We start from the raw sequence: 26122 nt of genomic DNA, 5'->3' as shown, positions 1-26122 counted from the left end.
TATAATTTATAGCTTACAAGATAAAGCAAGATAAATCACATTTCCGCATTTCCCTCCACTGCGGCGCTTGTGATCCATGGCCGGCAAATCCCCGACAAATTTGCCATCATGTTGATTCCCCCCGCGGAGATCATGGACATGCCGCTACGCCCCCTTTTCACCACCCTGCTGCTGGTTACCAGCCTCGTCGCCCAGGCCGCCACCGAGGTGGTGCCTCTGCAGCACCGCGCCAGCGCCGAACTGCTGCCTGCGGCGCAGGCATTCGTCGGCAAGGACGGCACAGTCAGCGCCTTCGAGAACAAGCTGATCGTCAACGCCAGCCCCGAGCGCATCGACGACCTGCGCGCCCTGCTGCAACAACTGGACACCGCACCCAAACGCCTGCTGATCAGCGTCGACAACAACGACAGCAATTTCCAGGACAACCGGGGCAATGCCCGTGTTATCCACTACGGCACCAGCAACCGTGACGGCGGCATGCAACAGATCCAGGCCAGCGAAGGCCAGCCGGCGCTGATCCAGGTTGGCCAGAGCATCCCGATCACCAGCACCAGTACCGACGGCTACGGGCGCATCCAGAGCAACACCGAATACCGCAACGTGACCCAGGGTTTCTACGTCACCCCCAGCTTGAGTGGCGATACGGTTCGTCTGCAAATAAGCACCAATAATGACCGTATCAGCCAGGAACGTGCTGATGTAGTGAAAGTGCAAAGCACCGACACGACAATCACCGGCAAGCTCGGAGAATGGATCACCCTGGCCGGCTACAACCAGCAGAGCCAAGCCGACCGTAGCGCCTCAAGCCACAGTTACAGCACCCAACGGGGTGAAAACATGACTTTGCGCGTCAAAGTCGACCTTCTCGACTGATCCCAGGCAATTCAAGGCCTCGACCAAAGGCCTTGAAACTGACTGCCAAGTCGCATTAGACCAAAGATGTAGTAAGTGAAAAAAACCACTACAAAACATTTGACAGGGTCTTTTTCCCAAGGGCATGATGGCCTCGCTCCCGCTAATCAGGGGCCCTGGCAAGGGCCTTCGAGGCGCGCTCCTCCCACCCCTGGAGGCGTCTCGTGTCTATACGGCCCACAAGGCGGTTCGACGGGATTGCGACTGCAACGAAGAAGTTGTCCCGAGGGACGGAAGCGCATCACCGCAGTACTGGCAATCGCGTAGCACCGCAGCAAGGCAACCACGAGCCGACCTGCCGGAGCACACCTTCGCCTGGCCTGCCCCCCTTCCCCCTTCGAGCCTTCGCGTTCGCCGCCGCACTCTCTAGAACAGGACAGCCGCCAGGCACCCTGATCTGCACCCGGGCATCAGCACAATTAACCCAAGATCGATGCGACGAGGTTTATTTCCATGGCACTGACACGCGAACAGCAAATTGCAGCCCTCGAGAAAGACTGGGCCGAGAACCCGCGCTGGAAAGGCGTGACCCGTACCTACTCCGCCGCCGATGTCGTTCGCCTGCGTGGCTCCATCCAGCCGGAGCACACCTTTGCTCGCCAAGGCGCAGAAAAACTGTGGAAGCTGGTCACCGAAGGTGCCCACCCGTCCTTCCGCCCAGAAAAAGATTTCGTGAACTGCATGGGCGCCCTCACCGGCGGCCAGGCAGTGCAACAGGTAAAAGCCGGCATCCAGGCCATCTACCTGTCCGGCTGGCAAGTAGCCGCCGACAACAACTCGGCCGAGTCCATGTACCCTGACCAGTCGCTGTACCCGGTCGATTCGGTACCGACCGTGGTCAAGCGCATCAACAACGCCTTCCGCCGCGCCGACCAGATCCAGTGGAAAGCCGGCAAGAACCCGGGCGACGATGGCTACATCGACTACTTCGCGCCCATCGTGGCTGACGCCGAAGCCGGTTTCGGTGGCGTACTGAACGCCTACGAACTGATGAAGAACATGATCGAAGCAGGCGCCGCCGGCGTGCACTTCGAAGACCAGCTGGCCTCGGTCAAAAAATGTGGTCACATGGGTGGCAAGGTATTGGTACCGACCCAGGAAGCCGTCCAGAAGCTGGTGGCCGCGCGCCTGGCAGCCGACGTGTCGGGCGTGCCTACCATCATCCTGGCCCGCACCGACGCCAACGCCGCCGACCTGCTGACCAGCGACTGCGACCCGTACGACCAGCCGTTCGTGATCGGCGAGCGTACCCGTGAAGGCTTCTACAAGGTACGCGCCGGCCTCGACCAGGCCATCGCCCGCGGCCTGGCCTATGCGCCGTACGCCGACCTGATCTGGTGCGAAACCGCCAAGCCAGACCTGGACGAAGCCCGCCGCTTCGCCGAAGCGATCAAGAAGGAATACCCTGACCAGATCCTGTCGTACAACTGCTCGCCTTCGTTCAACTGGAAGAAGAACCTGGACGACGCGACCATCGCCAAGTTCCAGCGCGAGCTGTCGGCCATGGGCTACAAGCACCAGTTCATCACCCTGGCTGGCATTCACAACATGTGGCACGGCATGTTCAACCTGGCGCACGACTACGCCCGCAACGACATGACCGCCTACGTAAAGCTGCAAGAGCAGGAATTCGCGGACGCCAGCAAAGGCTACACCTTCGTGGCGCACCAGCAGGAAGTGGGCACTGGCTACTTCGACGACATGACCACCGTGATTCAGGGTGGCGCATCGTCGGTGACTGCACTGACCGGTTCGACCGAGGAAGAGCAGTTCCACTGATAGTGGGGTGCTGCTGAACGAAGGCCCGGAGCCTGCGAAAGCTCCGGGCCTTTATTTTCAGAAGCCTTTGAAAATGTTTCTGGGCTGGGAGGTGTTCGCCACAGCATCTTCAACGCCCGTGATACCGAGCGCCGCCCGCGCGGCGCTCGAATTCACAGGCGCCACATTCCTTTCGCCAAGCCCATGGCAGCCCTCACACAATCCAAATGCATCACCAGCAAAACCCAGGATCAGGTCTATGCTTCAGGCAGCACAGCAGCAAGGACCGCCCATGCCTCGTCCAAGCCACCTGATCATTCTCGCCCTGGCCGCCGCCCTCTATATATATGCACTGTCCAGCGACAAGCCCCTGCTTGCCCTGCCGACCAAGCCCATCCCTGGGCCGACCCTGATCGCTTGGCTGCACAGCGCCGCGCCGCGCCCTACCTGATCATCCTGACCTACTGGCTCGGTCAGTGGGCGATCGCTTCATCAGTCGGTCATCGCTCAATCGATAAAGTATTGACCCAGAGCGGTGCACGAAGCGCCGGAAGCTGCTAGAACAAGAGCCTTTCGCATTTGCAAGTAGGGGGAATCGCCAGATGAACTTTGCAAGGCGCAGAACAGCCAAATTAGAAGGCATCAGGTCAAATGATATTAATTATCATTACGAAAATTATAATTCGTTACCACTCGCAAGAAACATAATTAACAAAACAGCACGCAATGCCCGAATTTCAAGGCTTTCAGCCAGTTAGGAGCGAGTTTTGTTCTAAATCCTACGAATAAATTTGCAACGGAAATTTTACTTGCACCGGGTTTACCCATAAAATCAGCGCGATTGATTCAGCTGCGACATTTGGTCACTGCACCTGCGACACCACGTCGCCGCTTTACTTATTTCAGACTGCAGAGCTGGGTCTCTGTATAAGGATCTCTAGCATGTCCGATTCGGCAGGACTCATCGCCCACAACTGGGGCTTTGCCATCTTCCTCCTGGGTGTCGTCGGCCTGTGTGCCTTCATGCTCGGCCTGTCCAGCCTGCTCGGTAGCAAGGCCTGGGGCCGCGCCAAGAACGAACCCTTCGAATCCGGCATGCTGCCCGTCGGCAGCGCCCGCCTGCGCCTGTCCGCCAAATTCTATCTGGTCGCGATGCTGTTCGTGATCTTCGATATCGAAGCCCTCTTTCTCTTTGCATGGTCTGTGTCCGTCCGCGAAAGCGGCTGGACCGGGTTCGTCGAAGCTCTCGTTTTCATAGCAATTCTGTTGGCAGGTCTTGTCTACCTATGGCGCGTCGGTGCTCTTGATTGGGCTCCCGAAGGTCGCCGCAAGCGGCAAGCGAAGCTGAAACAATGAGGCTTTGGCAATGCAATACAATCTCACCAGAATCGATCCGGATGCGCCCAACGAGCAGTACCCGGTAGGTGAACGGGAAACCGTCACCGACCAACTGCTGGAGGACCAGGTCCACAAGAACATCTTCATGGGCAAACTTGAAGATGTGCTGCGTGGCGCGGTCAACTGGGGTCGCAAGAACTCCCTCTGGCCGTACAACTTCGGCCTGTCCTGCTGCTACGTGGAAATGACCACGGCCTTCACGGCACCCCACGACATCGCCCGCTTCGGCGCCGAAGTCATCCGGGCATCGCCGCGTCAGGCCGACTTCATGGTCATCGCCGGTACCTGCTTCGTCAAAATGGCGCCGATCATCCAGCGCCTGTACGAGCAGATGCTCGAGCCCAAGTGGGTCATCTCCATGGGGTCGTGCGCCAACTCCGGTGGCATGTACGACATTTACTCGGTCGTTCAGGGGGTCGACAAGTTCCTCCCCGTGGACGTCTATGTGCCTGGCTGCCCGCCACGCCCTGAGGCTTTCCTGCAAGGCTTGATGCTGTTGCAGGAGTCGATCGGCCAAGAACGACGCCCGCTTTCCTGGGTTGTTGGTGATCAAGGTATTTACCGTGCCGAGATGCCAGCCCAGAAAGACCTGCGTCGTGAGCAGCGCATTGCAGTAACCAACCTGCGCAGCCCCGACGAAGTCTGATCCAGCGACCTGCCGCCCGCTCCCGAAGGAGCCGGCGGCCTGGCTTCATTCTTAACGTTGACCCAAAGCGACCGAGACCATGACAGCGGACAACGCTATTTTCATTCCGCCCTACAAGGCTGACGACCAGGATGTGGTCGTCGAACTGAACAACCGTTTTGGCGCCGAAGCATTCGTCGCCCAGGAAACCCGCACCGGCATGCCCGTGCTGTGGGTCAAGCGCGCCCAACTCAAAGAGGTGCTCAGCTTCCTGCGTGGCGTGGCCAAGCCGTACAGCATGCTGTACGACCTGCACGGCGTCGACGAACGTCTGCGCACTCAGCGCCGTGGCCTGCCAGCTGCCGACTTCAGCGTGTTCTACCACCTGCTGTCGGTCGAGCGTAACAGCGACGTGATGATCAAGGTGTCGCTGAGCGAAGGCGACCTGAACCTGCCGACCGTGACCGGTATCTGGCCAAACGCCAACTGGTACGAGCGTGAAGTCTGGGACATGTTCGGCATCGACTTCGCCGGCCACCCGCACCTCAGCCGCATCATGATGCCGCCCACCTGGGAAGGCCACCCGCTGCGCAAGGACTACCCGGCCCGTGCCACCGAGTTCGACCCCTACAGCCTGACCCTCGCCAAGCAGCAGCTTGAAGAGGAATCGGCACGCTTCAACCCGGAAGCCTGGGGCATGAAGCGTCAGGGCGCCAACGAGGACTACATGTTCCTCAACCTCGGCCCCAACCACCCTTCGGCGCACGGTGCGTTCCGTATTGTCCTGCAGCTGGACGGTGAAGAGATCGTCGACTGCGTACCGGACATCGGCTACCACCACCGTGGTGCCGAAAAAATGGCCGAGCGCCAGTCCTGGCACAGCTTCATCCCCTACACCGACCGTATCGACTACCTCGGCGGGGTGATGAACAACCTGCCGTACGTGCTCGCGGTCGAGAAGCTGGCCGGTATCAAGGTGCCGCAGAAAGTCGACGTGATTCGCATCATGCTCGCCGAGTTCTTCCGCATCACCAGCCACCTGCTGTTCCTGGGTACCTACATCCAGGACGTCGGCGCCATGACCCCGGTGTTCTTCACCTTCACCGACCGCCAGCGCGCCTACACCGTGATCGAAGCGATCACCGGTTTCCGCCTGCACCCGGCCTGGTACCGTATCGGTGGCGTCGCCCACGACCTGCCGCGCGGTTGGGACAAGCTGGTCAAGGACTTCGTCGAATGGCTGCCCAAGCGCCTCGACGAGTACGAAAAGGCTGCCCTGCAGAACAGCATCCTCAAGGGCCGTACCATCGGCGTTGCCGCGTACAACACCAAGGAAGCCCTGGCCTGGGGTACCACCGGTGCCGGCCTGCGTGCCACCGGTTGCGACTTCGACCTGCGTAAAGCCCGCCCTTACTCCGGCTACGAGAACTTCGAGTTCGAAGTACCGCTGGCCCACAACGGCGATGCCTACGATCGCTGCATGGTCCGTGTCGAGGAGATGCGCCAGAGTATCCGCATCATCGACCAGTGCCTGCGCAACATGCCGGAAGGCCCGTACAAGGCGGATCACCCGCTGACCACGCCGCCGCCGAAAGAGCGCACCCTGCAGCACATCGAAACCCTCATCACGCACTTCCTGCAAGTCTCGTGGGGCCCGGTCATGCCGGCCAACGAGTCGTTCCAGATGATCGAGGCGACCAAGGGCATCAACAGTTACTACCTGACGAGCGATGGCGGCACCATGAGCTACCGCACCCGGATCCGTACCCCGAGCTACCCGCACCTGCAGCAGATCCCTTCGGTGATCAAAGGCAGCATGGTCGCCGACCTCATCGCGTACCTGGGCAGTATCGACTTCGTTATGGCTGACGTGGACCGCTAAGCATGAACAGCACGCTTATCCAGACAGACCGTTTCGCCCTGAGCGAAACCGAGCGCTCGGCCATCGAGCACGAAATGCATCACTACGAGGACCCGCGCGCGGCGTCCATCGAAGCCCTGAAGATCGTCCAGAAGGAACGTGGCTGGGTGCCGGACGGCGCCATCCACGCCATCGGCGAAGTGCTGGGCATCCCGGCCAGCGACGTCGAGGGTGTCGCCACCTTCTACAGCCAGATCTTCCGTCAGCCGGTCGGCCGCCACATCATCCGCGTGTGCGACAGCATGGTCTGCTACATCGGCGGCCATGAGTCCGTGGTCAGCCAGATCCAGAGCGAGCTGGGCATCGGCCTTGGCCAGACCACCGCCGACGGCCGCTTCACCCTGCTGCCCGTATGCTGCCTGGGCAACTGCGACAAGGCCCCGGCACTGATGATCGACGACGACACCTTTGGCGACGTACAGCCGGCTGGCGTTACCAAACTGCTGGAGGGTTACGTATGACCATGACTTCCTTCGGCCCGGCCAACCGCATTGCGCGTACCGCCGAAACCCACCCGCTGACCTGGCGCCTGCGTGACGACGGCGAACCGGTATGGCTGGCCGAGTACGAGTCCAAGAACGGCTATGCCGCAGCGCGCAAAGCGCTGGCGCAGATGTCGGCCGACGACATCGTGCAAAGCGTCAAGGACTCCGGCCTCAAGGGCCGTGGTGGTGCAGGCTTCCCCACTGGCGTGAAGTGGGGCCTGATGCCCAAAGACGAGTCCATGAACATCCGCTACCTGCTGTGCAACGCGGACGAAATGGAGCCGAACACCTGGAAGGACCGCATGCTGATGGAGCAACAGCCCCATCTGCTGGTCGAGGGCATGCTGATCAGCGCCCGCGCCCTGAAGGCCTACCGCGGCTACATCTTCCTGCGTGGCGAGTACACCACCGCAGCGAAAAACCTCAACCGCGCCATCGATGAAGCCAAGGCTGCAGGCCTGCTGGGCAAGAACATCCTGGGCAGCGGTTTCGATTTCGAGCTGTTCGTGCACACCGGTGCCGGCCGCTACATCTGCGGCGAAGAAACCGCCCTGATCAACTCGCTGGAAGGCCGCCGCGCCAACCCGCGCTCCAAGCCGCCCTTCCCTGCCGCCGTGGGCGTGTGGGGCAAGCCGACGTGCGTGAACAACGTCGAAACCCTGTGCAACGTGCCGGCCATCGTCGCCAACGGCAACGACTGGTACAAGTCGCTGGCCCGTGAAGGCAGCGAAGACCACGGCACCAAGCTGATGGGCTTCTCCGGCAAGGTGAAAAACCCTGGCCTGTGGGAACTGCCGTTCGGCGTCACCGCCCGCGAGCTGTTCGAAGACTACGCCGGTGGCATGCGCGACGGCTTCAAGCTCAAGTGCTGGCAGCCAGGCGGCGCCGGTACCGGCTTCCTGCTGCCCGAGCACCTCGACGCGCAGATGTACGCCGGTGGCATCGCCAAGGTCGGCACCCGTATGGGTACCGGTCTGGCCATGGCGGTGGACGATAGCATCAACATGGTGTCGCTGCTGCGCAACATGGAAGAGTTCTTCGCCCGCGAGTCGTGCGGCTGGTGCACCCCCTGCCGTGACGGCCTGCCGTGGAGCGTAAAGATGCTGCGCGCACTGGAGAAAGGCCAGGGCCGCGCCGAAGACATCGAGACGCTGCTGGGCCTGGTCAACTTCCTCGGCCCTGGCCGTACCTTCTGTGCTCACGCACCCGGTGCCGTCGAGCCGCTGGGCAGTGCCATCAAATACTTCCGGTCCGAGTTCGAGGCCGGTGTCGCTCCAGCTACTGCTGGCGATGCCCTGCGCCCCAACCTGGCCAAGCCAATCCAGGCTGGGCCGAGCGTGGTCGGCGCATAACAAGATGATTGAGGCGGGTGGTCCGTGCCACTCGCCAGCTTGCCGGCAGGCCCGAGAAATCGTGGCGTGCCGCAAGCTCACCGATTTCCATTAGCCACGCCCGCTCACGCGGGCCAACGAAGAACTTTGAACAATGGCCACTATCCACGTAGACGGCAAAGCGCTCGAAGTCAACGGTGCAGACAACCTGTTACAGGCCTGTCTGTCGCTCGGCCTCGACATCCCTTATTTCTGCTGGCACCCGGCGCTTGGTAGCGTTGGCGCCTGCCGGCAGTGCGCGGTCAAGCAGTACACCGACGAGAACGACACCCGCGGTCGTATCGTCATGTCCTGCATGACCCCTGCCTCCGACGGCACCTGGATCTCCATCGACGATGAAGAGTCCAAGGCGTTTCGCGCCAGCGTCGTCGAATGGCTGATGACCAACCACCCGCACGACTGCCCGGTGTGCGAGGAAGGCGGTCACTGCCACCTGCAGGACATGACGGTAATGACCGGCCACAACGAGCGCCGCTACCGTTTCACCAAGCGTACCCACCAGAACCAGGACCTCGGCCCGTTCATCGCCCATGAGATGAACCGCTGCATCGCCTGCTACCGCTGCGTGCGCTACTACAAGGACTACGCCGGTGGTACCGACCTGGGCGTTTACGGCGCCCACGACAACGTGTACTTCGGCCGCGTCGAAGACGGCGTGCTGGAAAGCGAATTCTCCGGCAACCTGACCGAGGTCTGCCCGACCGGCGTGTTCACCGACAAGACCCACTCCGAGCGCTACAACCGCAAGTGGGACATGCAGTTCGCCCCGAGCATCTGCCACGGCTGCTCCAGCGGCTGCAACATCAGCCCGGGTGAGCGTTACGGCGAACTGCGCCGCATCGAAAACCGCTTCAACGGTTCGGTCAACCAGTACTTCCTGTGCGACCGTGGCCGCTTCGGTTACGGCTACGTCAACCGCAAGGACCGCCCACGCCAGCCGCAACTGGCCGACGGCACCAAGCTGGGCCTTGACGCTGCCCTGGACAAAGCCGCCGACCTGCTGCGCGGCCGCACCATCGTCGGCATCGGCTCGCCACGCGCCAGCCTGGAAAGCAACTACGGCCTGCGTGAGCTGGTCGGCGCCGACTACTTCTACTCGGGTATGGAAGCCGGCGAGCTGGCCCGCGTGCGCCTGGCCCTGAACGTGCTGAACAACAGCCCGCTGCCAGTGCCGACCCTGCGCGACATCGAAGACCACGACGCGGTGTTCGTGCTCGGTGAAGACCTGACCCAGACCGCTGCCCGCGTTGCCCTGTCCGTGCGCCAGGCCACCAAAGGCAAGGCCGAGGCCATGGCCGAAGCCATGAAAGTGCAGCCGTGGCTCGACGCCGCCGTGAAGAACATTGGCCAGCACGCGCTGTACCCACTGTTCATCGCCTCCCTGGCTGAAACCAAGCTGGACGACGTTGCCGAAGAGTGCGTACACGCCGCCCCGGCCGACCTGGCCCGCATCGGCTTCGCCGTGGCCCACGCCATCGACCCGAGCGCACCTGCCGTTGCTGGCCTGGACGACGAAGCCAAGGCCCTGGCCCAGCGCATCGCCGACGCCCTGGTCGCTGCCAAGCGCCCACTGGTGGTCGCCGGTACGTCCCTGGCCGACCCGGCGCTGATCGAAGCTGCCGCCAACATCGCCAAGGCCCTGAAGCTGCGCGAGAAGAACGGCTCGCTGAGCCTGGTGGTGCCTGAAGCCAACAGCATCGGCCTGGCCATGCTCGGTGGCGAGTCCGTCGATGCTGCGCTGGACGCCGTCATCAGCGGCAAGGCCGACGCCATTGTCGTGCTGGAAAACGACCTGTACGCCCGCGTACCGGCCGCCAAGGTCGACGCAGCCCTGGCTGCGGCCAAGGTGGTGATCGTTGCCGACCACTCGAAAACCCCGACGGTCGACCGCGCCCACCTGGTGCTGCCGGCTGCCTCGTTCGCCGAAGGCGACGGCACCCTGGTCAGCCAGGAAGGCCGTGCCCAGCGCTTCTTCCAGGTGTTCGACCCGCAATACCTGGACAGCAGCATCCAGATCCACGAAGGCTGGCGCTGGATGCACGCCCTGCGTGCCACCCTGCTGAACAAGCCGGTCGACTGGACCCAACTGGACCACGTCACCAGTGCCTGCGCCGAAGCTGCCCCGCAACTGGCCGGCATCGTCAACGCCGCCCCAAGCGCCGCGTTCCGCATCAAGGGCATGAAGCTGGCCCGTGAGCCGCTGCGCTACTCTGGCCGCACCGCCATGCGCGCCAACATCAGCGTGCACGAACCGCGCACCCCGCAAGACAAGGACACCGCGTTCGCCTTCTCCATGGAAGGCTACTCGGGCTCCGCCGAACCGCGCCAACAGGTGCCATTCGCCTGGTCCCCGGGCTGGAACTCGCCGCAAGCCTGGAACAAGTTTCAGGATGAAGTCGGTGGCCACCTGCGTGCCGGTGACCCGGGCGTGCGCCTGATCGAGTCGCAAGGCGACCGCCTGAACTGGTTCACCGCCATTCCGGGGGCCTTCAACCCGGCCCGTGGTACCTGGACCGCTGTGCCGTTCTTCCACCTGTTCGGCAGCGAAGAAAGCTCCTCGCGCGCCGCCCCGGTGCAAGAGCGCATCCCGGCAGCCTACGTGGCCCTGGCCAAGTCCGAAGCCGACCGCCTGGGCGTCAACGACGGTGCCCTGCTGAGCCTGAACGTGGCCGGTGTGGCCCTGCGCCTGCCGCTGCGCATCAATGAAGAGCTGGGCGCAGGCCTGGTCGCGTTGCCGAAAGGCCTGGCCGGCATTCCGCCTGCCATCTTCGGTGCATCCGTCGAAGGTCTGCAGGAGGCAGCACAATGAGCTGGTTCACCCCCGAAGTAATCGACGTGATCCTCACCGTGCTGCGGGCCATCGTGGTCCTGCTGGCGGTAGTGGTCTGCGGCGCGCTGCTCAGCTTCGTCGAGCGCCGCCTGCTGGGCTGGTGGCAGGACCGTTACGGCCCGAACCGCGTAGGCCCGTTCGGTATGTTCCAGATCGCAGCCGACATGCTGAAGATGTTCTTCAAGGAAGACTGGAACCCACCTTTCGTCGACCGCGTCATCTTCACCCTGGCACCGGTCGTGGCCATGAGCGCCCTGCTCATTGCCTTCGTGGTCATCCCGATCACCCCGACCTGGGGCGTTGCCGACCTGAACATCGGCCTGCTGTTCTTCTTCGCCATGGCCGGCCTGTCGGTCTACGCGGTGCTGTTCGCCGGCTGGTCGTCGAACAACAAGTACGCCCTGCTGGGCAGCTTGCGTGCTTCGGCACAGACCGTGTCGTACGAAGTGTTCCTGGGCCTGGCGCTGATGGGCGTGGTGGTGCAGGTGGGCTCGTTCAACATGCGCGACATCGTTGAATACCAGGCCCAGAACCTGTGGTTCATCATTCCGCAGTTCTTCGGCTTCTGCACCTTCTTCATCGCTGGCGTCGCCGTGACCCACCGTCACCCGTTCGACCAGCCAGAAGCAGAACAGGAACTGGCCGACGGTTACCACATCGAGTATGCCGGCATGAAATGGGGCATGTTCTTCGTCGGTGAGTACATCGGCATCATCCTCATCTCGGCGCTGCTGGTAACCCTGTTCTTCGGCGGCTGGCACGGCCCGTTCGGCATCCTGCCGCAACTGTCGTTCCTGTGGTTCGCGCTGAAGACCGCGTTCTTCATCATGCTGTTCATCCTGCTGCGCGCCTCGATCCCGCGCCCACGCTATGACCAGGTGATGGACTTCAGCTGGAAGTTCTGCCTGCCGCTGACCCTGATCAATTTGCTGGTGACCGCTGCGATCGTGCTCTACAACACGCCAGCCGTCGCGGCCCAGTGAGGATTTGACCCATGTTCAAGTATATCGGCGACATCGTTAAGGGCACCGGCACACAGCTGCGCAGCCTGGCCATGGTGTTCTCCCACGGGTTCCGCAAGCGCGACACCCTGCAATACCCCGAAGAACCCGTGTACCTGCCGCCGCGCTACCGCGGCCGCATCGTCCTCACCCGCGACCCCGATGGCGAGGAGCGCTGCGTAGCGTGCAACCTCTGCGCGGTGGCCTGCCCGGTTGGCTGCATCTCGCTGCAGAAAGCCGAGACCGAGGACGGCCGTTGGTACCCGGAATTCTTCCGCATCAACTTCTCGCGTTGCATTTTCTGCGGCCTGTGTGAAGAAGCGTGCCCGACCACCGCGATCCAGCTGACGCCGGATTTCGAAATGGCCGAGTTCAAGCGTCAGGACCTGGTGTACGAGAAAGAAGATCTGCTGATCTCCGGCCCCGGCAAAAACCCTGACTACAACTTCTACCGTGTTGCGGGTATGGCCATCGCTGGCAAGCCGAAAGGCGCTGCGCAGAACGAAGCCGAGCCGATCAACGTGAAGAGCTTGCTCCCATAAGGACAGAAAGATGGAATTCGCTTTCTACTTCGCATCCGGGATCGCCGTGGTCTCCACCCTTCGGGTGGTGACCGGTACCAACCCCGTGCACGCCTTGCTTTACCTGATCATTTCGCTGATTTCCGTGGCCATGATCTTCTTCTCCCTGGGTGCGCCGTTCGCCGGCGCCCTGGAAGTGATCGCCTACGCCGGCGCCATCATGGTGCTGTTCGTGTTCGTGGTGATGATGCTCAACCTGGGGCCGGCTTCGGTCGCCCAGGAACGGGGCTGGCTCAAGCCCGGCATCTGGGTCGGGCCAGTGATCCTCGGCGCCCTGCTGCTGGCAGAGCTGCTGTACGTGCTGTTCGTCACCCCGAGCGGCGCTGGCATCAGTGGTACCACCGTGGGCCCGAAAGCAGTGGGTATCAGCCTGTTCGGCCCTTACCTGCTGGTGGTCGAACTGGCTTCGATGCTGCTGCTGGCTGCAGCCGTCACCGCCTTCCACCTGGGCCGCAACGAGGCGAAGGAGTAAATCATGGGTGCTATCCCTCTCGAGCACGGTCTGGCAGTCGCCGGCATCCTGTTCTGCTTAGGTCTGGTTGGCCTGATGGTCCGCCGCAACATCCTCTTCGTGCTCATGAGCCTGGAAGTCATGATGAACGCCTCTGCCCTGGCGTTCGTCGTCGCCGGTGCCCGTTGGGTCCAGCCCGACGGCCAGGTGATGTTCATTCTGGTGATCAGCCTGGCAGCCGCCGAGGCCAGTATTGGCTTGGCCATCCTGCTGCAACTGTATCGCCGCTTCCACACTCTCGACATCGATGCTGCCAGTGAGATGCGCGGATGAACCTTCTCTTCCTGACTTTCGTCTTCCCCCTCGTCGGCTTCCTGCTGCTGTCGTTCTCGCGCGGTCGGTTCTCAGAGAACCTGTCCGCCCTGATCGGCGTCGGCTCGGTGGGCCTTTCGGCCGCCACCGCCGCCTATGTCATCTGGCAATTCAACGTCGCCCCGCCTGAAGGCGGCGCGTACAGCCAGCTGCTGTGGCAGTGGATGTCGGTGGACGGCTTTGCGCCGAACTTCACCCTGTACCTGGACGGCCTGTCGGTCACCATGCTGGGCGTGGTCACTGGCGTGGGCTTCCTGATCCACCTGTTCGCCTCTTGGTACATGCGTGGCGAAGCCGGCTACTCGCGCTTCTTCTCGTACACCAACCTGTTCATCGCCAGCATGCTGTTCCTGATCCTGGGCGATAACCTGCTGTTCATCTACTTCGGCTGGGAAGGCGTGGGCCTGTGCTCGTACCTGTTGATCGGTTTCTACTACAGCAACCGCAACAACGGTAACGCGGCACTCAAGGCCTTCATCGTCACCCGTATCGGCGACGTGTTCATGGCCATCGGCCTGTTCATCCTGTTCGCCCAGCTGGGTACCCTGAACGTGCAGGAACTGCTGGTGCTGGCACCGCAGAAGTTCCAGGCGGGCGACACCTGGATGGTGTTGGCAACCCTGATGCTGCTGGGTGGTGCGGTCGGTAAATCGGCCCAGCTGCCACTGCAGACCTGGCTCGCCGACGCAATGGCAGGCCCGACCCCGGTTTCGGCACTGATCCACGCCGCGACCATGGTGACCGCGGGCGTGTACCTGATCGCCCGTACCAATGGCCTGTTCCTGCTGGCGCCGGGCATCCTGCACCTGGTAGGCGTTGTCGGCGGTGTGACCCTGGTGCTGGCCGGCTTCGCCGCGCTGGTACAGACCGACATCAAGCGTATCCTCGCCTACTCGACCATGAGCCAGATCGGCTACATGTTCCTGGCCTTGGGCGTCGGTGCCTGGGACGCGGCGATCTTCCACCTGATGACCCACGCCTTCTTCAAGGCCCTGCTGTTCCTTGCCTCCGGCGCGGTGATCGTTGCCTGCCACCACGAGCAAAACATCTTCAAGATGGGCGGCCTGTGGAAGAAGCTACCACTGGCTTACGCCAGCTTCGTGGTCGGTGGCGCTGCCCTGGCGGCACTGCCAATCGTGACCGTGGGCTTCTACTCCAAGGACGAGATCCTCTGGGAAGCCTTCGCCAGCGGTAACACCGGCCTGCTGTACGCTGGCCTGGTGGGTGCGTTCATGACCTCGCTGTACACCTTCCGCCTGATCTTCATCGCCTTCCACGGCGAAGCCAAGACCGAAGCCCACGCCGGCCACGGCATCAGCCACTGGCTGCCGCTGGGTGTGCTGATCGTGCTGTCGACCGCCGTCGGTGCCTGGATTCACCCGCCGCTGGCAGGCGTGCTGCCTGAAAGTGCCGGCCATGCCGGTGGCGAAGCCAAGCACGCGTTGGAGATCACCTCCGGTGCCATCGCCATCGCCGGTATCCTGCTGTCCGCCCTGCTGTTCCTGGGCAAGCGCACCTTCGTCAGCGCAGTTGCCAACAGCGGCATCGGCCGCGTCCTGTCGGCCTGGTGGTTCGCCGCCTGGGGCTTCGACTGGATCTACGACAAGCTCTTCGTCAAACCGTACCTGCTGATCAGCCACATCCTGCGCAAGGACCCGGTTGACCGCAGCATCGGCCTGATTCCTCGGATGGCGCGTGGCGGCCACGTCGCCATGAGCAAGACCGAGACGGGCCAACTGCGCTGGTACACCGCCTCTATCGCCGTGGGTGCCGTGCTGGTGCTCGGCGCTGTGGTAGTGGCTGCGGTATGACTATGAATCTTGCGACTTTGCCAAAGGAAACCAACCCGTCATGATTTTGCCTTGGCTGATCCTGATCCCCTTCATCGGCGGCTTCCTGTGCTGGCTGGGTGAGCGCTTCGGCGCCACCCTGCCGCGCTGGATCGCGCTGCTGACCATGTCCCTGCTGCTCGGCATCGGCCTGTGGCTGTGGGGCACCGGCGACTACACCCTCGCCCCCGCTCCGGGCGCCGAGCCTGCCTGGGCCCTGGAATACAAAGTCCAGTGGATCCAGCGCTTCGGCATCAGCATCCACCTGGCCCTCGACGGCCTGTCGCTGCTGATGATCCTGCTCACCGGCCTGCTCGGTGTGCTGTCGGTACTGTGCTCCTGGAAAGAGATCCAGCGTCACGTCGGCTTCTTCCACCTCAACCTGATGTGGATCCTCGGCGGCGTGGTCGGTGTGTTCCTGGCCCTGGACCTGTTCCTGTTCTTCTTCTTCTGGGAAATGATGCTGGTGCCGATGTACTTCCTCATCGCGCTCTGGGGTCACAGCTCGGCAGACGGCAAGAAAACCCGGATCTACGCGGCGACCAAGTTCTTCATCTTCACCCAGGCCAGCGGCCTGATCATGCTGGTGGCGATCCTGGGCCTGGTGCTGGTCAACTACAACACCACCGGCGTGCTCACCTTCAACTACAGCGACCTGCTCAAGGCCGAGTTGCCAGCCGGTGTCGAGTACGTGCTGATGCTGGGCTTTTTCATCGCCTTCGCGGTGAAGCTGCCAGTGGTGCCGTTCCACTCCTGGCTGCCTGACGCTCACGCCCAGGCACCGACCGCAGGCTCCGTGGACCTGGCCGGTATCTTGCTGAAGACTGCGGCCTACGGCCTGCTGCGCTTTGCACTGCCGCTGTTCCCGAACGCCTCGGCAGAGTTCGCGCCCATCGCCATGACCCTGGGCCTGATCGGTATCTTCTACGGTGCCTTCCTGGCCTTTGCCCAAACCGACATCAAGCGCCTGATCGCCTTCTCCAGCGTCTCGCACATGGGCTTCGTGCTGATCGGCATCTACTCCGGCAGCCAGCAGGCCCTGCAAGGCGCGGTGATCCAGATGCTGGCCCATGGCCTGTCGGCCGCCGCACTGTTCATCCTGTCTGGCCAGCTGTACGAGCGCCTGCACACCCGTGACATGCGCCAGATGGGCGGCCTGTGGCATCGTATTGCCTACCTGCCGGCCATCAGCCTGTTCTTCGCGGCGGCATCGCTGGGCCTGCCAGGTACCGGCAACTTCGTCGGCGAGTTCCTGATCCTGATCGGCAGCTTCGTGCATGTGCCGTGGATCACCGTCATCGCCACCACCGGCCTGGTCTTCGGTTCGGTGTACTCGCTGATCATGATCCACCGCGCCTACTTCGGCCCGGCCAAGAGCGATACCGTGCTGGCCGGCATGGACGGTCGCGAGCTGGTCATGGTGCTGGGCCTGGCGGTATTGCTGATCCTGCTGGGCGTGTATCCGCAGCCGTTCCTCGACACCTCTGCAGCCACCATGAGTGGTGTGCAGCAGTGGCTCGGTTCCGCTTTCACTCAACTCGCTTCGGCCCGGTAAGAGCGCTATGGAATTCACCACTCAACACTTCATCGCATTGGCGCCGATGCTGATTACCACCATCACCACGGTGGTGGTGATGCTGGCGATCGCCTGGAAGCGCAACCACTCGCAGACCTTCCTGCTGTCCACCGTGGGCCTTAACCTGGCCCTGCTGTCGATCCTGCCGGCGCTGAAGGTTGCGCCACTGGCGGTCACCCCGCTGATCACCATCGACAAGTTCGCCTGCCTGTACATGGCGATCATCCTGGTGGCGACGCTGGCTTGCGTCACCCTGGCCCACGCCTACCTTGGCGAAGGGTCCAAGGGCTTCCCGGGCAACCGTGAAGAACTGTACCTGCTGCTGCTGATGTCGGCCCTGGGTGGCCTGGTGCTGGTCAGCGCCAACCACCTGGCCGGCCTGTTCATCGGCCTGGAGCTGCTGTCGGTACCGGTCTACGGCCTGGTGGCGTATGCCTTCTTCAACAAGCGGTCACTGGAAGCCGGCATCAAGTACATGGTGCTGTCGGCTGCCGGTTCCGCCTTCCTGCTGTTCGGCATGGCCCTGCTGTACGCCGATGCCGGTAGCCTGAGCTTCGACCAGATCGGCAAGGCACTGGCAACCACCAGCATGCCAAGCCTGGTGGCCCAACTGGGCCTGGGCATGATGCTGGTTGGCCTGGCCTTCAAGCTGTCGCTGGTGCCGTTCCACCTGTGGACCCCGGACGTGTACGAAGGCGCCCCGGCGCCGGTCGCCGCGTTCCTGGCCACCGCCAGCAAGGTTGCGGTATTCGCCGTGGTGGTGCGCCTGTTCATGCTCTCCCCTGCTGCCAGCAGCGGCGTGCTGAGCACCGTACTGGCAGTCATCGCCGTCGCTTCGATCCTGATCGGTAACCTGCTGGCGCTGACCCAGAGCAACCTCAAGCGCCTGCTGGGTTACTCGTCCATCGCCCACTTCGGTTACCTGGTCATTGCGTTGGTCGCCAGCAAGGGCCTGGCCCTGGAAGCCATGGGTGTGTACCTGGTCACCTACGTGATCACCAGCCTGGGCGCGTTCGGTGTCATCACCCTGATGTCCTCGCCATACGGCGGCCGTGACGCCGATGCGCTGTACGAGTACCGCGGCCTGTTCTGGCGTCGCCCGTACCTGACCGCAGTACTGACCGTGATGATGCTGTCGCTGGCGGGTATCCCGCTGACCGCTGGTTTCATCGGCAAGTTCTACATCATTGCCACCGGCGTCGAGTCGCACCTGTGGTGGTTGGTCGGTGCGCTGGTGATCGGTAGCGCCATCGGCGTGTACTACTACCTGCGCGTCATGGTCACCCTGTACCTGGTCGAGCCGAACCTGCGTCGCCACGACGCCCCGCTGAAGTGGGAGCAGCGCACCGGTGGCGTCATGCTGCTGGCCATTGCCATTCTCGCCTTCGTGCTGGGTGTGTACCCGCAGCCACTGCTGGAACTGGTTCAGCAAGCCGGCTTGCAACTGATCGGCTGATTGCCCCGGCAGTTTCGGCAAAACAAAACACCCCGCCTAGGCGGGGTGTTTTTTTATCTGCATGTTTTATTGCCTGTACCTGACGGCGCCTCACCCAAGCGGGCTTCCCTGGCCTGTACCCGGCAGGGCGGCCTTGCGCAAATCACTATTGGCTGAAGGCAGGTAGACTTCCGGGTTGGGCATACCGCTCGGGGAGAGTTCGTGGGTCATTTCGAATTCGGCCCGCACTGACCAGCCACACGCCTCGGTGGTGCATTGCAAATAAGCGATCCGCAGGAAAATATGGCGCCCTTCGCTAGTGCGTATGCGCATACGGCTGTGGCAATGCGGACAAACCAGCTTGTAAGTACTCACGGCAAGTACCTGCTAGCATTGCCCAGGCAGGCCTGTGTGTAAGTATTGGCTGCAACTATGGGTGTATTGTTCAATTTGATGGTTCTCATTGCAGAAATGCTCCTTGAAACGCAGGGCTGTATTCATAACGAGTAGTTTAAGCCCATGGAATATCATTAAACCAGTCATGGATATTTGTTATGAGTACTAACGTACTTGCCGAGGTGCTCACGCGCCTCAAGCTTCTTACCTGCTCCCAATCCGACGCCGACCTGTCCCGTGCACTTTCCATCAGCCCGCAAACACTCAGTAGCTGGAAGGTGCGCGACAGCATCCCGTACGCACTTTGCGTGGATATTGCCAGGCAGCATGCATGCTCCCTGGACTGGCTACTGCTGGGTGAAACGGCACAGCGCCCCGTGCACGAATGTGAAGCCGGCTGGGAGGGCGACGTGCTCGAACGCCTGCGCGCACTCTCACCGGACGATCGCCACACCATCCTGTTGCTCATAAAGGACAAGCAACGTATCCAGCAGCTGGAACAACAATTGAGCGAACTGCGCAGCCAGCTACATCGGGCCACCGGCAGCTAACCTCGGCGGCGCCAGCGCTGTATGAGCTCACGTGGGTCGAGCGTATCCAGCCAGACCATGACCTTGAGGCTGATGGGGATGACCACCACGGCGGCCACGAATGCCGCCATGCCTCGGGTCAGCAAGGGTGCCAGCGATGAAACCAGCGGCTCGAACAGGTGCCCCACCCCCACGGTCACGAACACCAGCAGCAATTTCTTGCCCAGCGTCAGGCGTCTGGTTGCATCGGTGATCAACCGGTCACGCGCAGCACTCACCAACAAAGCCCCTAGCAAAGCAGCGAACAACACACTGCCATCAACGCCCAACAGTTCGATCAGCGCCGAGGCAAAGCGGTCGAGAAAGGACTCTTCAGGCATGGGCAGCACTCCGACGGGACTTCGGCAGGTACGCGCCCGAGCCAAGGCTGTACAGGACCGCAGCTTCGACAAAACGGATGTAGCACACCCGCAAAGCGCGCCCCTGGTCGTGCCCGGTCACATCTTCAAGGCGCTTGTAACCGCGCTCTCGCAGCATTGCGCGCCAACGCGCGAACTCCCGTGCAGCATCAATGGCGGCGCAACGTGCAGCCACTTCCAGCGCGGCCTCACTGACGGGCTGCTGCCCGTTCAGGCGTTCGCGTAGCCTGCCCAGGTCTACCCGGGGCCAGAACGGGTCATGGCTATCGGCATAGCGTGGCAATAAAGGTTCGTTGCTCATGCCCTACCCCCTCACTGCTCGGCCAGCATGCCGTAGCGAATGGCCTTGATTACCGCAGCCACCCGGGTAGGCACGTCGAATTTGCGCAGGATGTTGGACACATGAAAGTTCACCGTCGATTCCTTGCACTCAAGGATACGGCCGATCTCCCACGAGCTCTTGCCATAGGCACACCACAACAGCACTTGCCGTTCACGTGGCGTCAGGCGAACCGGGGCGTCCACCGGGGGTTGCTGCGGGTGTCGTGCGTTGTCAGTCATGCTTGTACTCCACAGGTGATTAAGGGGGGGCATCGCTGCCGATCTGCAGTCACCTTACGAAGCGCATGCCGCGCCGCTCCACTGCTGCGGCTTGTAAAGAACTTTCGTACAAAACCGTCTGACGAAGGCTGCGCAAGATTTGCTGACTTTCTTCGTGCTCCAGGCAGCATTTCGCTCGTCTCAACGCCGTTGTCCATTCGCCTTTCGCCTGGAGTCGTACAATGCGTTCCGATTTACCCCTCTCGTCCTGCCTCGGCCTGCTGGCTGCCTTGACTGCTGCCCAGCCCGCCTTGGGGGCATCCTCGGTCGAGCTGGGCCAGGTGCTGATCACCGATGAGGAGCAGAACGAACTGACGGCAGCCAGCGAACGCCTGCGCGAAGTACCCGGCGCCAGCAACCTGGTGGACATGCAGCGCGTAGGGCAAGGCCGGGTGGCCAGCAACCAGGACGTGCTCGCCTACCAGCCTGGGGTGTTCGCCCAATCTGCGGGCAACGACGGCATCAAGCTGTCGATCCGCGGTTCGGGCATCAACCGCGCACCTGGGGCCCACGGTTCGGGGGTTTACACGATGTTCGACGGCCTGCCACTGACGGGCCCGGGCGGCACGCCCTATGAGTTGTTCGAACCGCTGTGGCTCAGCCGCGCCGAAGTGCTGCGCGGCGCCAATGGCTTCGACCAAGGCGCCTTGGCGCTCGGCGGCGCCATCAACTACATCACCCACACCGGCTACGACGCCGCGCCGTTGCAAGTGCGCTATGAGGTCGGCAGCCGTGGCTATCAGCACCGGCATATCAGCTCCGGCCAGGTGCTGGGCAACCTCGACTACTACGTGGCCCTGACCGATTCCGAGTATGACGGCTACCAGGCACACAGCAGCGGCAGCGCCAAAGGCATTGCCGCCAACGTCGGCTACCGTTTCAACCCCAACCTGGAAACCCGTTTTTACCTGCGCTACCGGGAAACCGAAAACGAACTGGCCGGGCGCCTGACCAAGGATCAGGTCAAGCACCACCCACGCGCGGCCAACCCAGCCTACCTGGCCCGCGACGACAGCCGCCCGCAACCGGGCAGCACCTGGGTCGGCAACAAGACCACCTTCTACCTCGACGACGATGCGCGCCTGGAAGCCGGGCTGGTCTACCACGACTACCCGATGGACCTGCGTGAAGGCCCGATGCGCCTGAAGGTGGCCTACACCGATGTGAGCGGTACGCTGAACTACTCGCGCCGCGACACCCTGTTCGGCCACGAGAGCAAGACCACTGTCGGCTGGCGTACTACCAAGCACCTGCCCAACAGTGGCGCGTCACAGTTCGCGCGCAGTGGTGACGTGTTCGGTCCACGTACCCGCGACTTCACCTATCAGGGCTCGGACACCGTGCTGCATGCCGGCAACGACCTGGAACTGGTCCCCAACCTGTGGCTGACCACCGGCCTGGCACTGATCTACACCCGCCGCGAGAGTGACGTGACCTACCCTGCCGAAGGCGGCAAGGTGAGCATGCATGATTGGGATTATGCCCCTCGCCTGGGCCTGCGCTACGACATCCGCCCAGACCTGCAGGTGTATGGCAACCTCAGCCGCTCGGTAGAACCGCCGCATCCCTGGGCCCTGATCTGGAGTGCACCCACAGCCAACCAACCGATCGAAATGCAAAACCAGACGGCCACCACACTGGAATTGGGCACACGCGGCGAATCGGCATTCGGGCATTGGGATTTGGCATGGTACTACTCACAGGTTCGCCATGAATTGTTGGCGGTGGAAATCGTGCAAGGCGCCCCTGCCAAGGAGTTCAATGCCAGCGCCACCGTGCACCAAGGCGTGGAGGCGGGCCTGGACAGCACCCTGTGGGAACGCAGCGGCACCGGCAGGCTCAGCCTGCGCCAGGCCTACACCTTCAGCGACTTCCACTACCGCGATGACGACACGTTCGGTGACAACCGCCTGCCGGGCATCCCCATGCACTACTACCAGGCCGAATTGCGCTATGACTGGCCGAGCGGGTTCTATGCAGGGGTGAATACCCGGATGGCGTCCAAGGTGCAGGTAGACTACGCCAACAGCTACCACGCCGATGAATATGCCTTGCTCGGCGCGCGCCTTGGCTGGGATTCACCGAAGCAGGACTGGCAGACCTGGCTGGACCTGCGCAACCTCACCAACAAACGCTATGCCGCCACGGTGACGCCGACCTACAACGATGCCGGCAAGGACAATGCCCGCTCTACGCCGGGTGAAGGGTTCGGTGTATACGCCGGGGTTTCCTACAGTTTCCGCTAAACAGCAGGGGCCGCTGTGCGGCCCCAATGAAACCACCCCCGAATGAGCAGGTATCAAACCGCCCTGTTCAACTTCACCCACGAAGCAAACTTGTCGACAAACGCCTGCAAGAACGGCCGGGTCTTGTCGTTGAGCTTGCCCGAGTCCTCGAACAAGCTCGCCGCGCCGCCAATATAGGCCTCGGGCATCTGCATGCATGGCATGTCGAGAAACACCAGTGACTGGCGCACAGCATGATTGGCACCAAAGCCGCCAATGGCCCCCGGCGACACACTCACCACTGCCGTCGGCTTGCCGCTCCAGGCACTTTGCCCGTAGGGCCGCGAGCCCACATCGATGGCATTTTTCAGGCAACCCGGCACCGAGCGGTTGTATTCCGGCGTGACGAACAGCACGGCATCACTGTCGCGGATCTCTTTGCGAAAACGCTCCCACGCCTTGGGCACCGCTTCGGCCTCGACGTCCTCGTTGTACAACGGCAAATCACCAATCTCGATAATCTTCAGGGCTAGGCTGGACGGCGCCAGCTCCGAAAGTGCGCGGGCGACCTTGCGGTTGTAGGACTCCTTGCGCAAGCTGCCGACGACAACCGCTACCGAATACACCTGGCTCATGGCAATTTCCATCCTGTGCTGGGTAAAGGGACGTTGTAGTTATAGATGACCGTTCCTCGGCGTCTCGGTTTTTTTTGTGCAAGGCGAAAACTTCCGAGGTTGTTCCACGGTCTATGCCTGCATACATTTCCTACGCAATTCAGAGGTTTCCACCCAAATGGCAGCAGTAATGGTCGGCCAATTCCACGCCCGTGACGCCGAAGGCCGTATCTACCCCGTGCACGAGTTCCAGGAGTCCACCCTGCAACTGGACGGCAGCACGCTGGGCGCCCCCATCACCACTTACCGCCTGGCCATCGGCGACAAGGTCAACCACCTGGGTGAAAACCGTTTCGAACTGGCACGCTCCGGTGTCGAGATCATTCGTATTCCTTGATGCAGTCCACGGTGTAGCCACCACTCTCGTTCTGCAGGCCATGCACGTCGGCGACAAAACCGGGAAACCCTTGGTTGAACGCTCGGGCAAAGGCCAGGTAATCGAGTATCGAGCGGGTCGCCTCGGTGAACCGCTCCCCCGGCATGATCAACGGAATGCCGGGCGGGTACGGCACCAGCATCACTGCCGCCACACGCCCCAGCAGTGCCTCGATCGGCACCGCCTCCACCTCGCCACGCACCATCTGGTCATAGGCCTGGGCCGGGCTCACGGCCACCTCCGGCAAGCGCGTGAACAGCCGTTTCAGTTGCTTGGCCGTGGCGTTGCTGCGGTAGCAGCCATGCAACTGGTCGCACAGGTCGCGCAGGCCCATCCCCCGGTAGCGTGAGGCATCGGCGGCCACCACACTCGGCAAGCAGCTACTCAGGGCAGTATTGCCATCGTAGTGGCGCTTGAACTCCAGCAACTCGGTCAGCAACGTGCTCCACTTGCCCTTGGTGATGCCCATGGAGAACAGCACCAGAAAGCTGTACAGGCCGGTTTTCTCCACCACCAGCCCCCGCTCCCAGAGAAACTTGCTGACCACCACCGCCGGGATACCGTGCTCGTCCAGTACGCCATCCGCACCAAGGCCCGGCATCACCAGGGTTACCTTCAGAGGGTCGAGCAGCACGTAGTCGTCCACCACCTCGCCAAAGCCATGCCACTCTGCGCCCGGTTGCAACAACCAGTCCTGCGCTTGCAGATGGTGAATACCTTCAGCGCTCGGCGGCTGCCAGATACTGAACCACCAATCGTCCGCAGCAATGTGTTCGCGCAGATTGGCCAGGGCCCGGCGAAAGCTCAGTGCCTCGTCGAACATTTCTTGCAGCAGCGAGCGCCCGGCCGGCCCCTCCATCATGGTCGAGGCCACGTCCAGCGAAGCGAGGATGCTGTACTGCGGCGAGGTCGATATGTGCATCATGAACGCTTCGTTGAAGCGGTCGCGGTCCAGTTGGCGCCTGGCCCCGTCCTGCACATGAATCATGGAAGCCTGGCTGAACGCCGCCAGCAGCTTGTGGGTGGAATGGGTACTGAACACCAGCGGGCTATCATCCGCGCAGGCAGTGCCCATGGCATAACGCCCGGTGAAGAAGTCATGAAACGCCGCATAGGCAAACCAGGCCTCGTCGAAGTGCAGCACCTCGACACTGCTGCCCAAGGTCTGCTTGATCAGCCCTGCGTGGTAACACAAGCCGTCATAGGTGGAGTTGGTCACCACCGCCAGCTTGATGCGCGGCGCCCGACCACGGGCGAGCGGGTTGGCCTGGATCTTCGCCTGAATTGCCTCAGGGCTGAACTCGCTGAGCGGGATCGGGCCGATGATGCCCAGTTCGTTACGCTCCGGGCACAGGTACAACGGAATGGCACCGGTCATGATGATCGCGTGGACCACTGACTTGTGGCAGTTGCGGTCCACCAGCACCAGGTCGTCACGGCCTACCATGGCGTGCCAGACGATCTTGTTGGCCGTAGAGGTGCCATTGATGACAAAGAAGGTATGGTCGGCGCCGAAGTTGCGGGCGGCCCTGGCCTCGGCTTCAGCCAAGGGGCCGGTGTGGTCGAGCAGCGACCCCAGCTCCGGCACCGAAACCGACAGATCGGAGCGCAGCGTGTTTTCCCCGAAAAACTGGTGAAAGGCCTGGCCTACCGGGCTTTTATGGTAGGCCACGCCACCACCATGGCCCGGGGTGTGCCAGGAATAGTTGGACTGCGCGGTGTGCTGCACCAGCGCCTTGAAGAAAGGCGGCAACAGGCCATCGAGGTAGGTGTGTGCGGCGCGCGCCACCTGGCGAGCAAGAAACGGTACGGTGTCTTCGAACAGGTACAGGATGCCGCGCAGCTGGTTGAGCTCGCTCATGGCTTCGGCAGGGGCGTTTTCCAGGGTGACCTGCTCACCCAGGGCGAAGATCGGCAGGTTGGGTGCACGCAGACGAGCCAGGCGGATCAGCTCGGCCATGTTCTGCAACAGATGGGTATTTTCGCCGGCGCCTTCTGCGGCAATCAGCATGCAGGCCAGGCCGTGGTGGGTGGCGGCGACCAGCCGCGCTTCGGCGTGGTCGGCGGCGGCGAGGATGGCGAAGCCGTCCTGGCGCAGTTCCTCGGCGATGCCCCTCACGCGCTCGCCGGCGACACTGTCAGCCTTGATGGCGCGGTGGACGATGAGGATGGGGAACTTGAGGTCCTTGTACATCAGGTGGCTACCTCCGAAGGACAGGGCGTCCATTTCAGGGTAGTTGACGTGCTGAGTATTGAGGCGACGCGTAAATCGAGCGCCGTCCGCACGGCGCATCGCGAGCGGCGCTCGATCTCACTGGCACCACAAAACCCGCGACA

Annotated in this window: 25 protein-coding genes; 19 read left to right on the top strand and 6 right to left on the bottom strand. The window is 62.3% G+C overall.

Annotated elements, in window-relative coordinates:
- The first annotated feature begins 138 nt into the window (after positions 1-138).
- The 16 genes from B9A31_RS05080 to nuoN all read left to right on the top strand — a co-directional run bounded on the left by B9A31_RS05080 (position 139) and on the right by nuoN (position 18586).
- Positions 139-873, top strand: coding sequence for a secretin N-terminal domain-containing protein (locus B9A31_RS05080; RefSeq protein WP_027608764.1), 735 nt, complete (start codon positions 139-141; stop codon positions 871-873).
- Between the two features lie 492 nt (positions 874-1365).
- Positions 1366-2691, top strand: coding sequence for an isocitrate lyase (aceA, locus tag B9A31_RS05075; RefSeq protein ID WP_016711593.1), 1326 nt, complete (start codon positions 1366-1368; stop codon positions 2689-2691).
- Positions 2692-2962: 271 nt separating this feature from the next.
- A complete protein-coding gene (locus tag B9A31_RS27665; protein WP_371104727.1) occupies positions 2963-3121 on the top strand; it encodes a hypothetical protein in 159 nt (52 codons plus the stop codon).
- Positions 3122-3612: 491 nt separating this feature from the next.
- Positions 3613-4026 (top strand): NADH-quinone oxidoreductase subunit A, encoded by a 414-nt coding sequence (locus tag B9A31_RS05065; protein ID WP_003251427.1) that lies wholly within the window; start codon positions 3613-3615, stop codon positions 4024-4026.
- Positions 4027-4036: 10 nt separating this feature from the next.
- Entirely contained in the window at positions 4037-4714 is a 678-nt protein-coding gene (locus B9A31_RS05060; RefSeq protein WP_003251429.1) for a NuoB/complex I 20 kDa subunit family protein, read from the top strand.
- 79 nt (positions 4715-4793) lie between these two features.
- Positions 4794-6575, top strand: coding sequence for an NADH-quinone oxidoreductase subunit C/D (nuoC, locus tag B9A31_RS05055; protein ID WP_019098402.1), 1782 nt, complete (start codon positions 4794-4796; stop codon positions 6573-6575).
- A 2-nt stretch (positions 6576-6577) separates the two neighbouring features.
- Complete coding sequence (nuoE, locus tag B9A31_RS05050; RefSeq protein ID WP_012273294.1) at positions 6578-7075, top strand: NADH-quinone oxidoreductase subunit NuoE; 498 nt, start codon at positions 6578-6580, stop codon at positions 7073-7075.
- A complete protein-coding gene (gene nuoF, locus B9A31_RS05045; RefSeq protein WP_019098403.1) occupies positions 7072-8451 on the top strand; it encodes an NADH-quinone oxidoreductase subunit NuoF in 1380 nt (459 codons plus the stop codon). Before nuoE ends, nuoF begins: the two co-directional genes overlap by 4 nt.
- 133 nt (positions 8452-8584) lie before the next feature.
- A complete protein-coding gene (nuoG, locus tag B9A31_RS05040) occupies positions 8585-11299 on the top strand; it encodes an NADH-quinone oxidoreductase subunit NuoG (RefSeq protein WP_016711597.1) in 2715 nt (904 codons plus the stop codon).
- A complete protein-coding gene (gene nuoH, locus B9A31_RS05035) occupies positions 11296-12303 on the top strand; it encodes an NADH-quinone oxidoreductase subunit NuoH (RefSeq protein WP_003251440.1) in 1008 nt (335 codons plus the stop codon). Before nuoG ends, nuoH begins: the two co-directional genes overlap by 4 nt.
- An 11-nt stretch (positions 12304-12314) precedes the next feature.
- Positions 12315-12863 (top strand): NADH-quinone oxidoreductase subunit NuoI, encoded by a 549-nt coding sequence (gene nuoI, locus B9A31_RS05030; protein ID WP_016488223.1) that lies wholly within the window; start codon positions 12315-12317, stop codon positions 12861-12863.
- Positions 12864-12873: 10 nt separating this feature from the next.
- On the top strand, positions 12874-13374 hold the full coding sequence (gene nuoJ, locus B9A31_RS05025) for an NADH-quinone oxidoreductase subunit J (RefSeq protein ID WP_016711598.1): 501 nt from the start codon (positions 12874-12876) through the stop codon (positions 13372-13374).
- Positions 13375-13377: 3 nt separating this feature from the next.
- Positions 13378-13686, top strand: a complete 309-nt coding sequence (gene nuoK / locus B9A31_RS05020) for an NADH-quinone oxidoreductase subunit NuoK (protein ID WP_003251446.1) — start codon at positions 13378-13380, stop codon at positions 13684-13686.
- Complete coding sequence (gene nuoL / locus B9A31_RS05015) at positions 13683-15536, top strand: NADH-quinone oxidoreductase subunit L (RefSeq protein WP_084296712.1); 1854 nt, start codon at positions 13683-13685, stop codon at positions 15534-15536. The genes nuoK and nuoL overlap by 4 nt, the downstream gene beginning before the upstream one ends.
- Before the next feature lie 40 nt (positions 15537-15576).
- Positions 15577-17109: an NADH-quinone oxidoreductase subunit M gene (nuoM, locus tag B9A31_RS05010; RefSeq protein ID WP_016711600.1), complete on the top strand. Its 1533-nt coding sequence runs from the start codon at positions 15577-15579 to the stop codon at positions 17107-17109.
- A gap of 7 nt (positions 17110-17116) precedes the next feature.
- Positions 17117-18586 (top strand): NADH-quinone oxidoreductase subunit NuoN, encoded by a 1470-nt coding sequence (gene nuoN, locus B9A31_RS05005; RefSeq protein ID WP_012273301.1) that lies wholly within the window; start codon positions 17117-17119, stop codon positions 18584-18586.
- Positions 18587-18676: 90 nt separating this feature from the next.
- Here nuoN and B9A31_RS05000 read toward each other — a convergent pair whose 3' ends face one another.
- Positions 18677-18940, bottom strand: a complete 264-nt coding sequence (locus B9A31_RS05000; protein ID WP_026020495.1) for an Ogr/Delta-like zinc finger protein — start codon at positions 18938-18940, stop codon at positions 18677-18679.
- Positions 18941-19119: 179 nt separating this feature from the next.
- On the opposite strand from B9A31_RS05000, the gene B9A31_RS04995 reads away from it, so the two are divergent.
- On the top strand, positions 19120-19512 hold the full coding sequence (locus tag B9A31_RS04995; protein ID WP_019099393.1) for a helix-turn-helix domain-containing protein: 393 nt from the start codon (positions 19120-19122) through the stop codon (positions 19510-19512).
- On the opposite strand, the gene B9A31_RS04990 is transcribed toward B9A31_RS04995, so the two are convergent.
- The 3 genes from B9A31_RS04990 to B9A31_RS04980 are packed head-to-tail and all read right to left on the bottom strand — an operon-like array spanning position 19509 to position 20471.
- Positions 19509-19871, bottom strand: coding sequence for a hypothetical protein (locus tag B9A31_RS04990; RefSeq protein WP_084296711.1), 363 nt, complete (start codon positions 19869-19871; stop codon positions 19509-19511). The genes B9A31_RS04995 and B9A31_RS04990 overlap by 4 nt on opposite strands.
- Positions 19864-20211, bottom strand: a complete 348-nt coding sequence (locus tag B9A31_RS04985) for a head completion/stabilization protein (protein ID WP_019099391.1) — start codon at positions 20209-20211, stop codon at positions 19864-19866. Before B9A31_RS04985 ends, B9A31_RS04990 begins: the two co-directional genes overlap by 8 nt.
- Positions 20212-20222: 11 nt before the next feature.
- Complete coding sequence (locus tag B9A31_RS04980) at positions 20223-20471, bottom strand: helix-turn-helix domain-containing protein (RefSeq protein WP_016711604.1); 249 nt, start codon at positions 20469-20471, stop codon at positions 20223-20225.
- 221 nt (positions 20472-20692) lie between these two features.
- Here B9A31_RS04980 and B9A31_RS04975 point away from each other — a divergent pair, with 221 nt between their 5' ends.
- Positions 20693-22756: a TonB-dependent receptor family protein gene (locus B9A31_RS04975; protein WP_019099390.1), complete on the top strand. Its 2064-nt coding sequence runs from the start codon at positions 20693-20695 to the stop codon at positions 22754-22756.
- Between the two features lie 53 nt (positions 22757-22809).
- Here B9A31_RS04975 and chrR read toward each other — a convergent pair whose 3' ends face one another.
- Complete coding sequence (gene chrR / locus B9A31_RS04970) at positions 22810-23370, bottom strand: class I chromate reductase ChrR (RefSeq protein ID WP_019099389.1); 561 nt, start codon at positions 23368-23370, stop codon at positions 22810-22812.
- Between the two features lie 157 nt (positions 23371-23527).
- Between chrR and B9A31_RS04965 the strand changes: the two genes are divergently transcribed.
- A complete protein-coding gene (locus tag B9A31_RS04965) occupies positions 23528-23746 on the top strand; it encodes a hypothetical protein (protein ID WP_016488235.1) in 219 nt (72 codons plus the stop codon).
- On the opposite strand, the gene B9A31_RS04960 is transcribed toward B9A31_RS04965, so the two are convergent.
- The gene (locus B9A31_RS04960; protein ID WP_019099388.1) at positions 23730-25979 is read right to left on the bottom strand and encodes an Orn/Lys/Arg family decarboxylase; all 2250 of its coding nucleotides are present in this window, start codon (positions 25977-25979) and stop codon (positions 23730-23732) included. The genes B9A31_RS04965 and B9A31_RS04960 overlap by 17 nt on opposite strands.
- Positions 25980-26122: the final 143 nt, after the last annotated feature.

Origin of the sequence: Pseudomonas sp. URIL14HWK12:I5 (genome assembly GCF_900176445.1) — a bacterium.
Classification (GTDB): domain Bacteria; phylum Pseudomonadota; class Gammaproteobacteria; order Pseudomonadales; family Pseudomonadaceae; genus Aquipseudomonas; species Aquipseudomonas monteilii.
This window is presented reverse-complemented; position numbering and strand designations above follow the sequence as displayed.

What these genes read in the sequence shown, in the direction of transcription:
- B9A31_RS05080 (WP_027608764.1), top strand. Translation starts at nt 139, where the DNA reads ATGCCGCTACGCCCCCTTTTCACCACCCTGCTGCTGGTTACCAGCCTC.
- aceA (WP_016711593.1), top strand. Translation starts at nt 1,366, where the DNA reads ATGGCACTGACACGCGAACAGCAAATTGCAGCCCTCGAGAAAGACTGG.
- B9A31_RS27665 (WP_371104727.1), top strand. Translation starts at nt 2,963, where the DNA reads ATGCCTCGTCCAAGCCACCTGATCATTCTCGCCCTGGCCGCCGCCCTC.
- B9A31_RS05065 (WP_003251427.1), top strand. Translation starts at nt 3,613, where the DNA reads ATGTCCGATTCGGCAGGACTCATCGCCCACAACTGGGGCTTTGCCATC.
- B9A31_RS05060 (WP_003251429.1), top strand. Translation starts at nt 4,037, where the DNA reads ATGCAATACAATCTCACCAGAATCGATCCGGATGCGCCCAACGAGCAG.
- nuoC (WP_019098402.1), top strand. Translation starts at nt 4,794, where the DNA reads ATGACAGCGGACAACGCTATTTTCATTCCGCCCTACAAGGCTGACGAC.
- nuoE (WP_012273294.1), top strand. Translation starts at nt 6,578, where the DNA reads ATGAACAGCACGCTTATCCAGACAGACCGTTTCGCCCTGAGCGAAACC.
- nuoF (WP_019098403.1), top strand. Translation starts at nt 7,072, where the DNA reads ATGACCATGACTTCCTTCGGCCCGGCCAACCGCATTGCGCGTACCGCC.
- nuoG (WP_016711597.1), top strand. Translation starts at nt 8,585, where the DNA reads ATGGCCACTATCCACGTAGACGGCAAAGCGCTCGAAGTCAACGGTGCA.
- nuoH (WP_003251440.1), top strand. Translation starts at nt 11,296, where the DNA reads ATGAGCTGGTTCACCCCCGAAGTAATCGACGTGATCCTCACCGTGCTG.
- nuoI (WP_016488223.1), top strand. Translation starts at nt 12,315, where the DNA reads ATGTTCAAGTATATCGGCGACATCGTTAAGGGCACCGGCACACAGCTG.
- nuoJ (WP_016711598.1), top strand. Translation starts at nt 12,874, where the DNA reads ATGGAATTCGCTTTCTACTTCGCATCCGGGATCGCCGTGGTCTCCACC.
- nuoK (WP_003251446.1), top strand. Translation starts at nt 13,378, where the DNA reads ATGGGTGCTATCCCTCTCGAGCACGGTCTGGCAGTCGCCGGCATCCTG.
- nuoL (WP_084296712.1), top strand. Translation starts at nt 13,683, where the DNA reads ATGAACCTTCTCTTCCTGACTTTCGTCTTCCCCCTCGTCGGCTTCCTG.
- nuoM (WP_016711600.1), top strand. Translation starts at nt 15,577, where the DNA reads ATGATTTTGCCTTGGCTGATCCTGATCCCCTTCATCGGCGGCTTCCTG.
- nuoN (WP_012273301.1), top strand. Translation starts at nt 17,117, where the DNA reads ATGGAATTCACCACTCAACACTTCATCGCATTGGCGCCGATGCTGATT.
- B9A31_RS04995 (WP_019099393.1), top strand. Translation starts at nt 19,120, where the DNA reads ATGAGTACTAACGTACTTGCCGAGGTGCTCACGCGCCTCAAGCTTCTT.
- B9A31_RS04990 (WP_084296711.1), bottom strand. Translation starts at nt 19,871, where the DNA reads ATGCCTGAAGAGTCCTTTCTCGACCGCTTTGCCTCGGCGCTGATCGAA.
- B9A31_RS04985 (WP_019099391.1), bottom strand. Translation starts at nt 20,211, where the DNA reads ATGAGCAACGAACCTTTATTGCCACGCTATGCCGATAGCCATGACCCG.
- B9A31_RS04980 (WP_016711604.1), bottom strand. Translation starts at nt 20,471, where the DNA reads ATGACTGACAACGCACGACACCCGCAGCAACCCCCGGTGGACGCCCCG.
- B9A31_RS04975 (WP_019099390.1), top strand. Translation starts at nt 20,693, where the DNA reads ATGCGTTCCGATTTACCCCTCTCGTCCTGCCTCGGCCTGCTGGCTGCC.
- chrR (WP_019099389.1), bottom strand. Translation starts at nt 23,370, where the DNA reads ATGAGCCAGGTGTATTCGGTAGCGGTTGTCGTCGGCAGCTTGCGCAAG.
- B9A31_RS04965 (WP_016488235.1), top strand. Translation starts at nt 23,528, where the DNA reads ATGGCAGCAGTAATGGTCGGCCAATTCCACGCCCGTGACGCCGAAGGC.
- B9A31_RS04960 (WP_019099388.1), bottom strand. Translation starts at nt 25,979, where the DNA reads ATGTACAAGGACCTCAAGTTCCCCATCCTCATCGTCCACCGCGCCATC.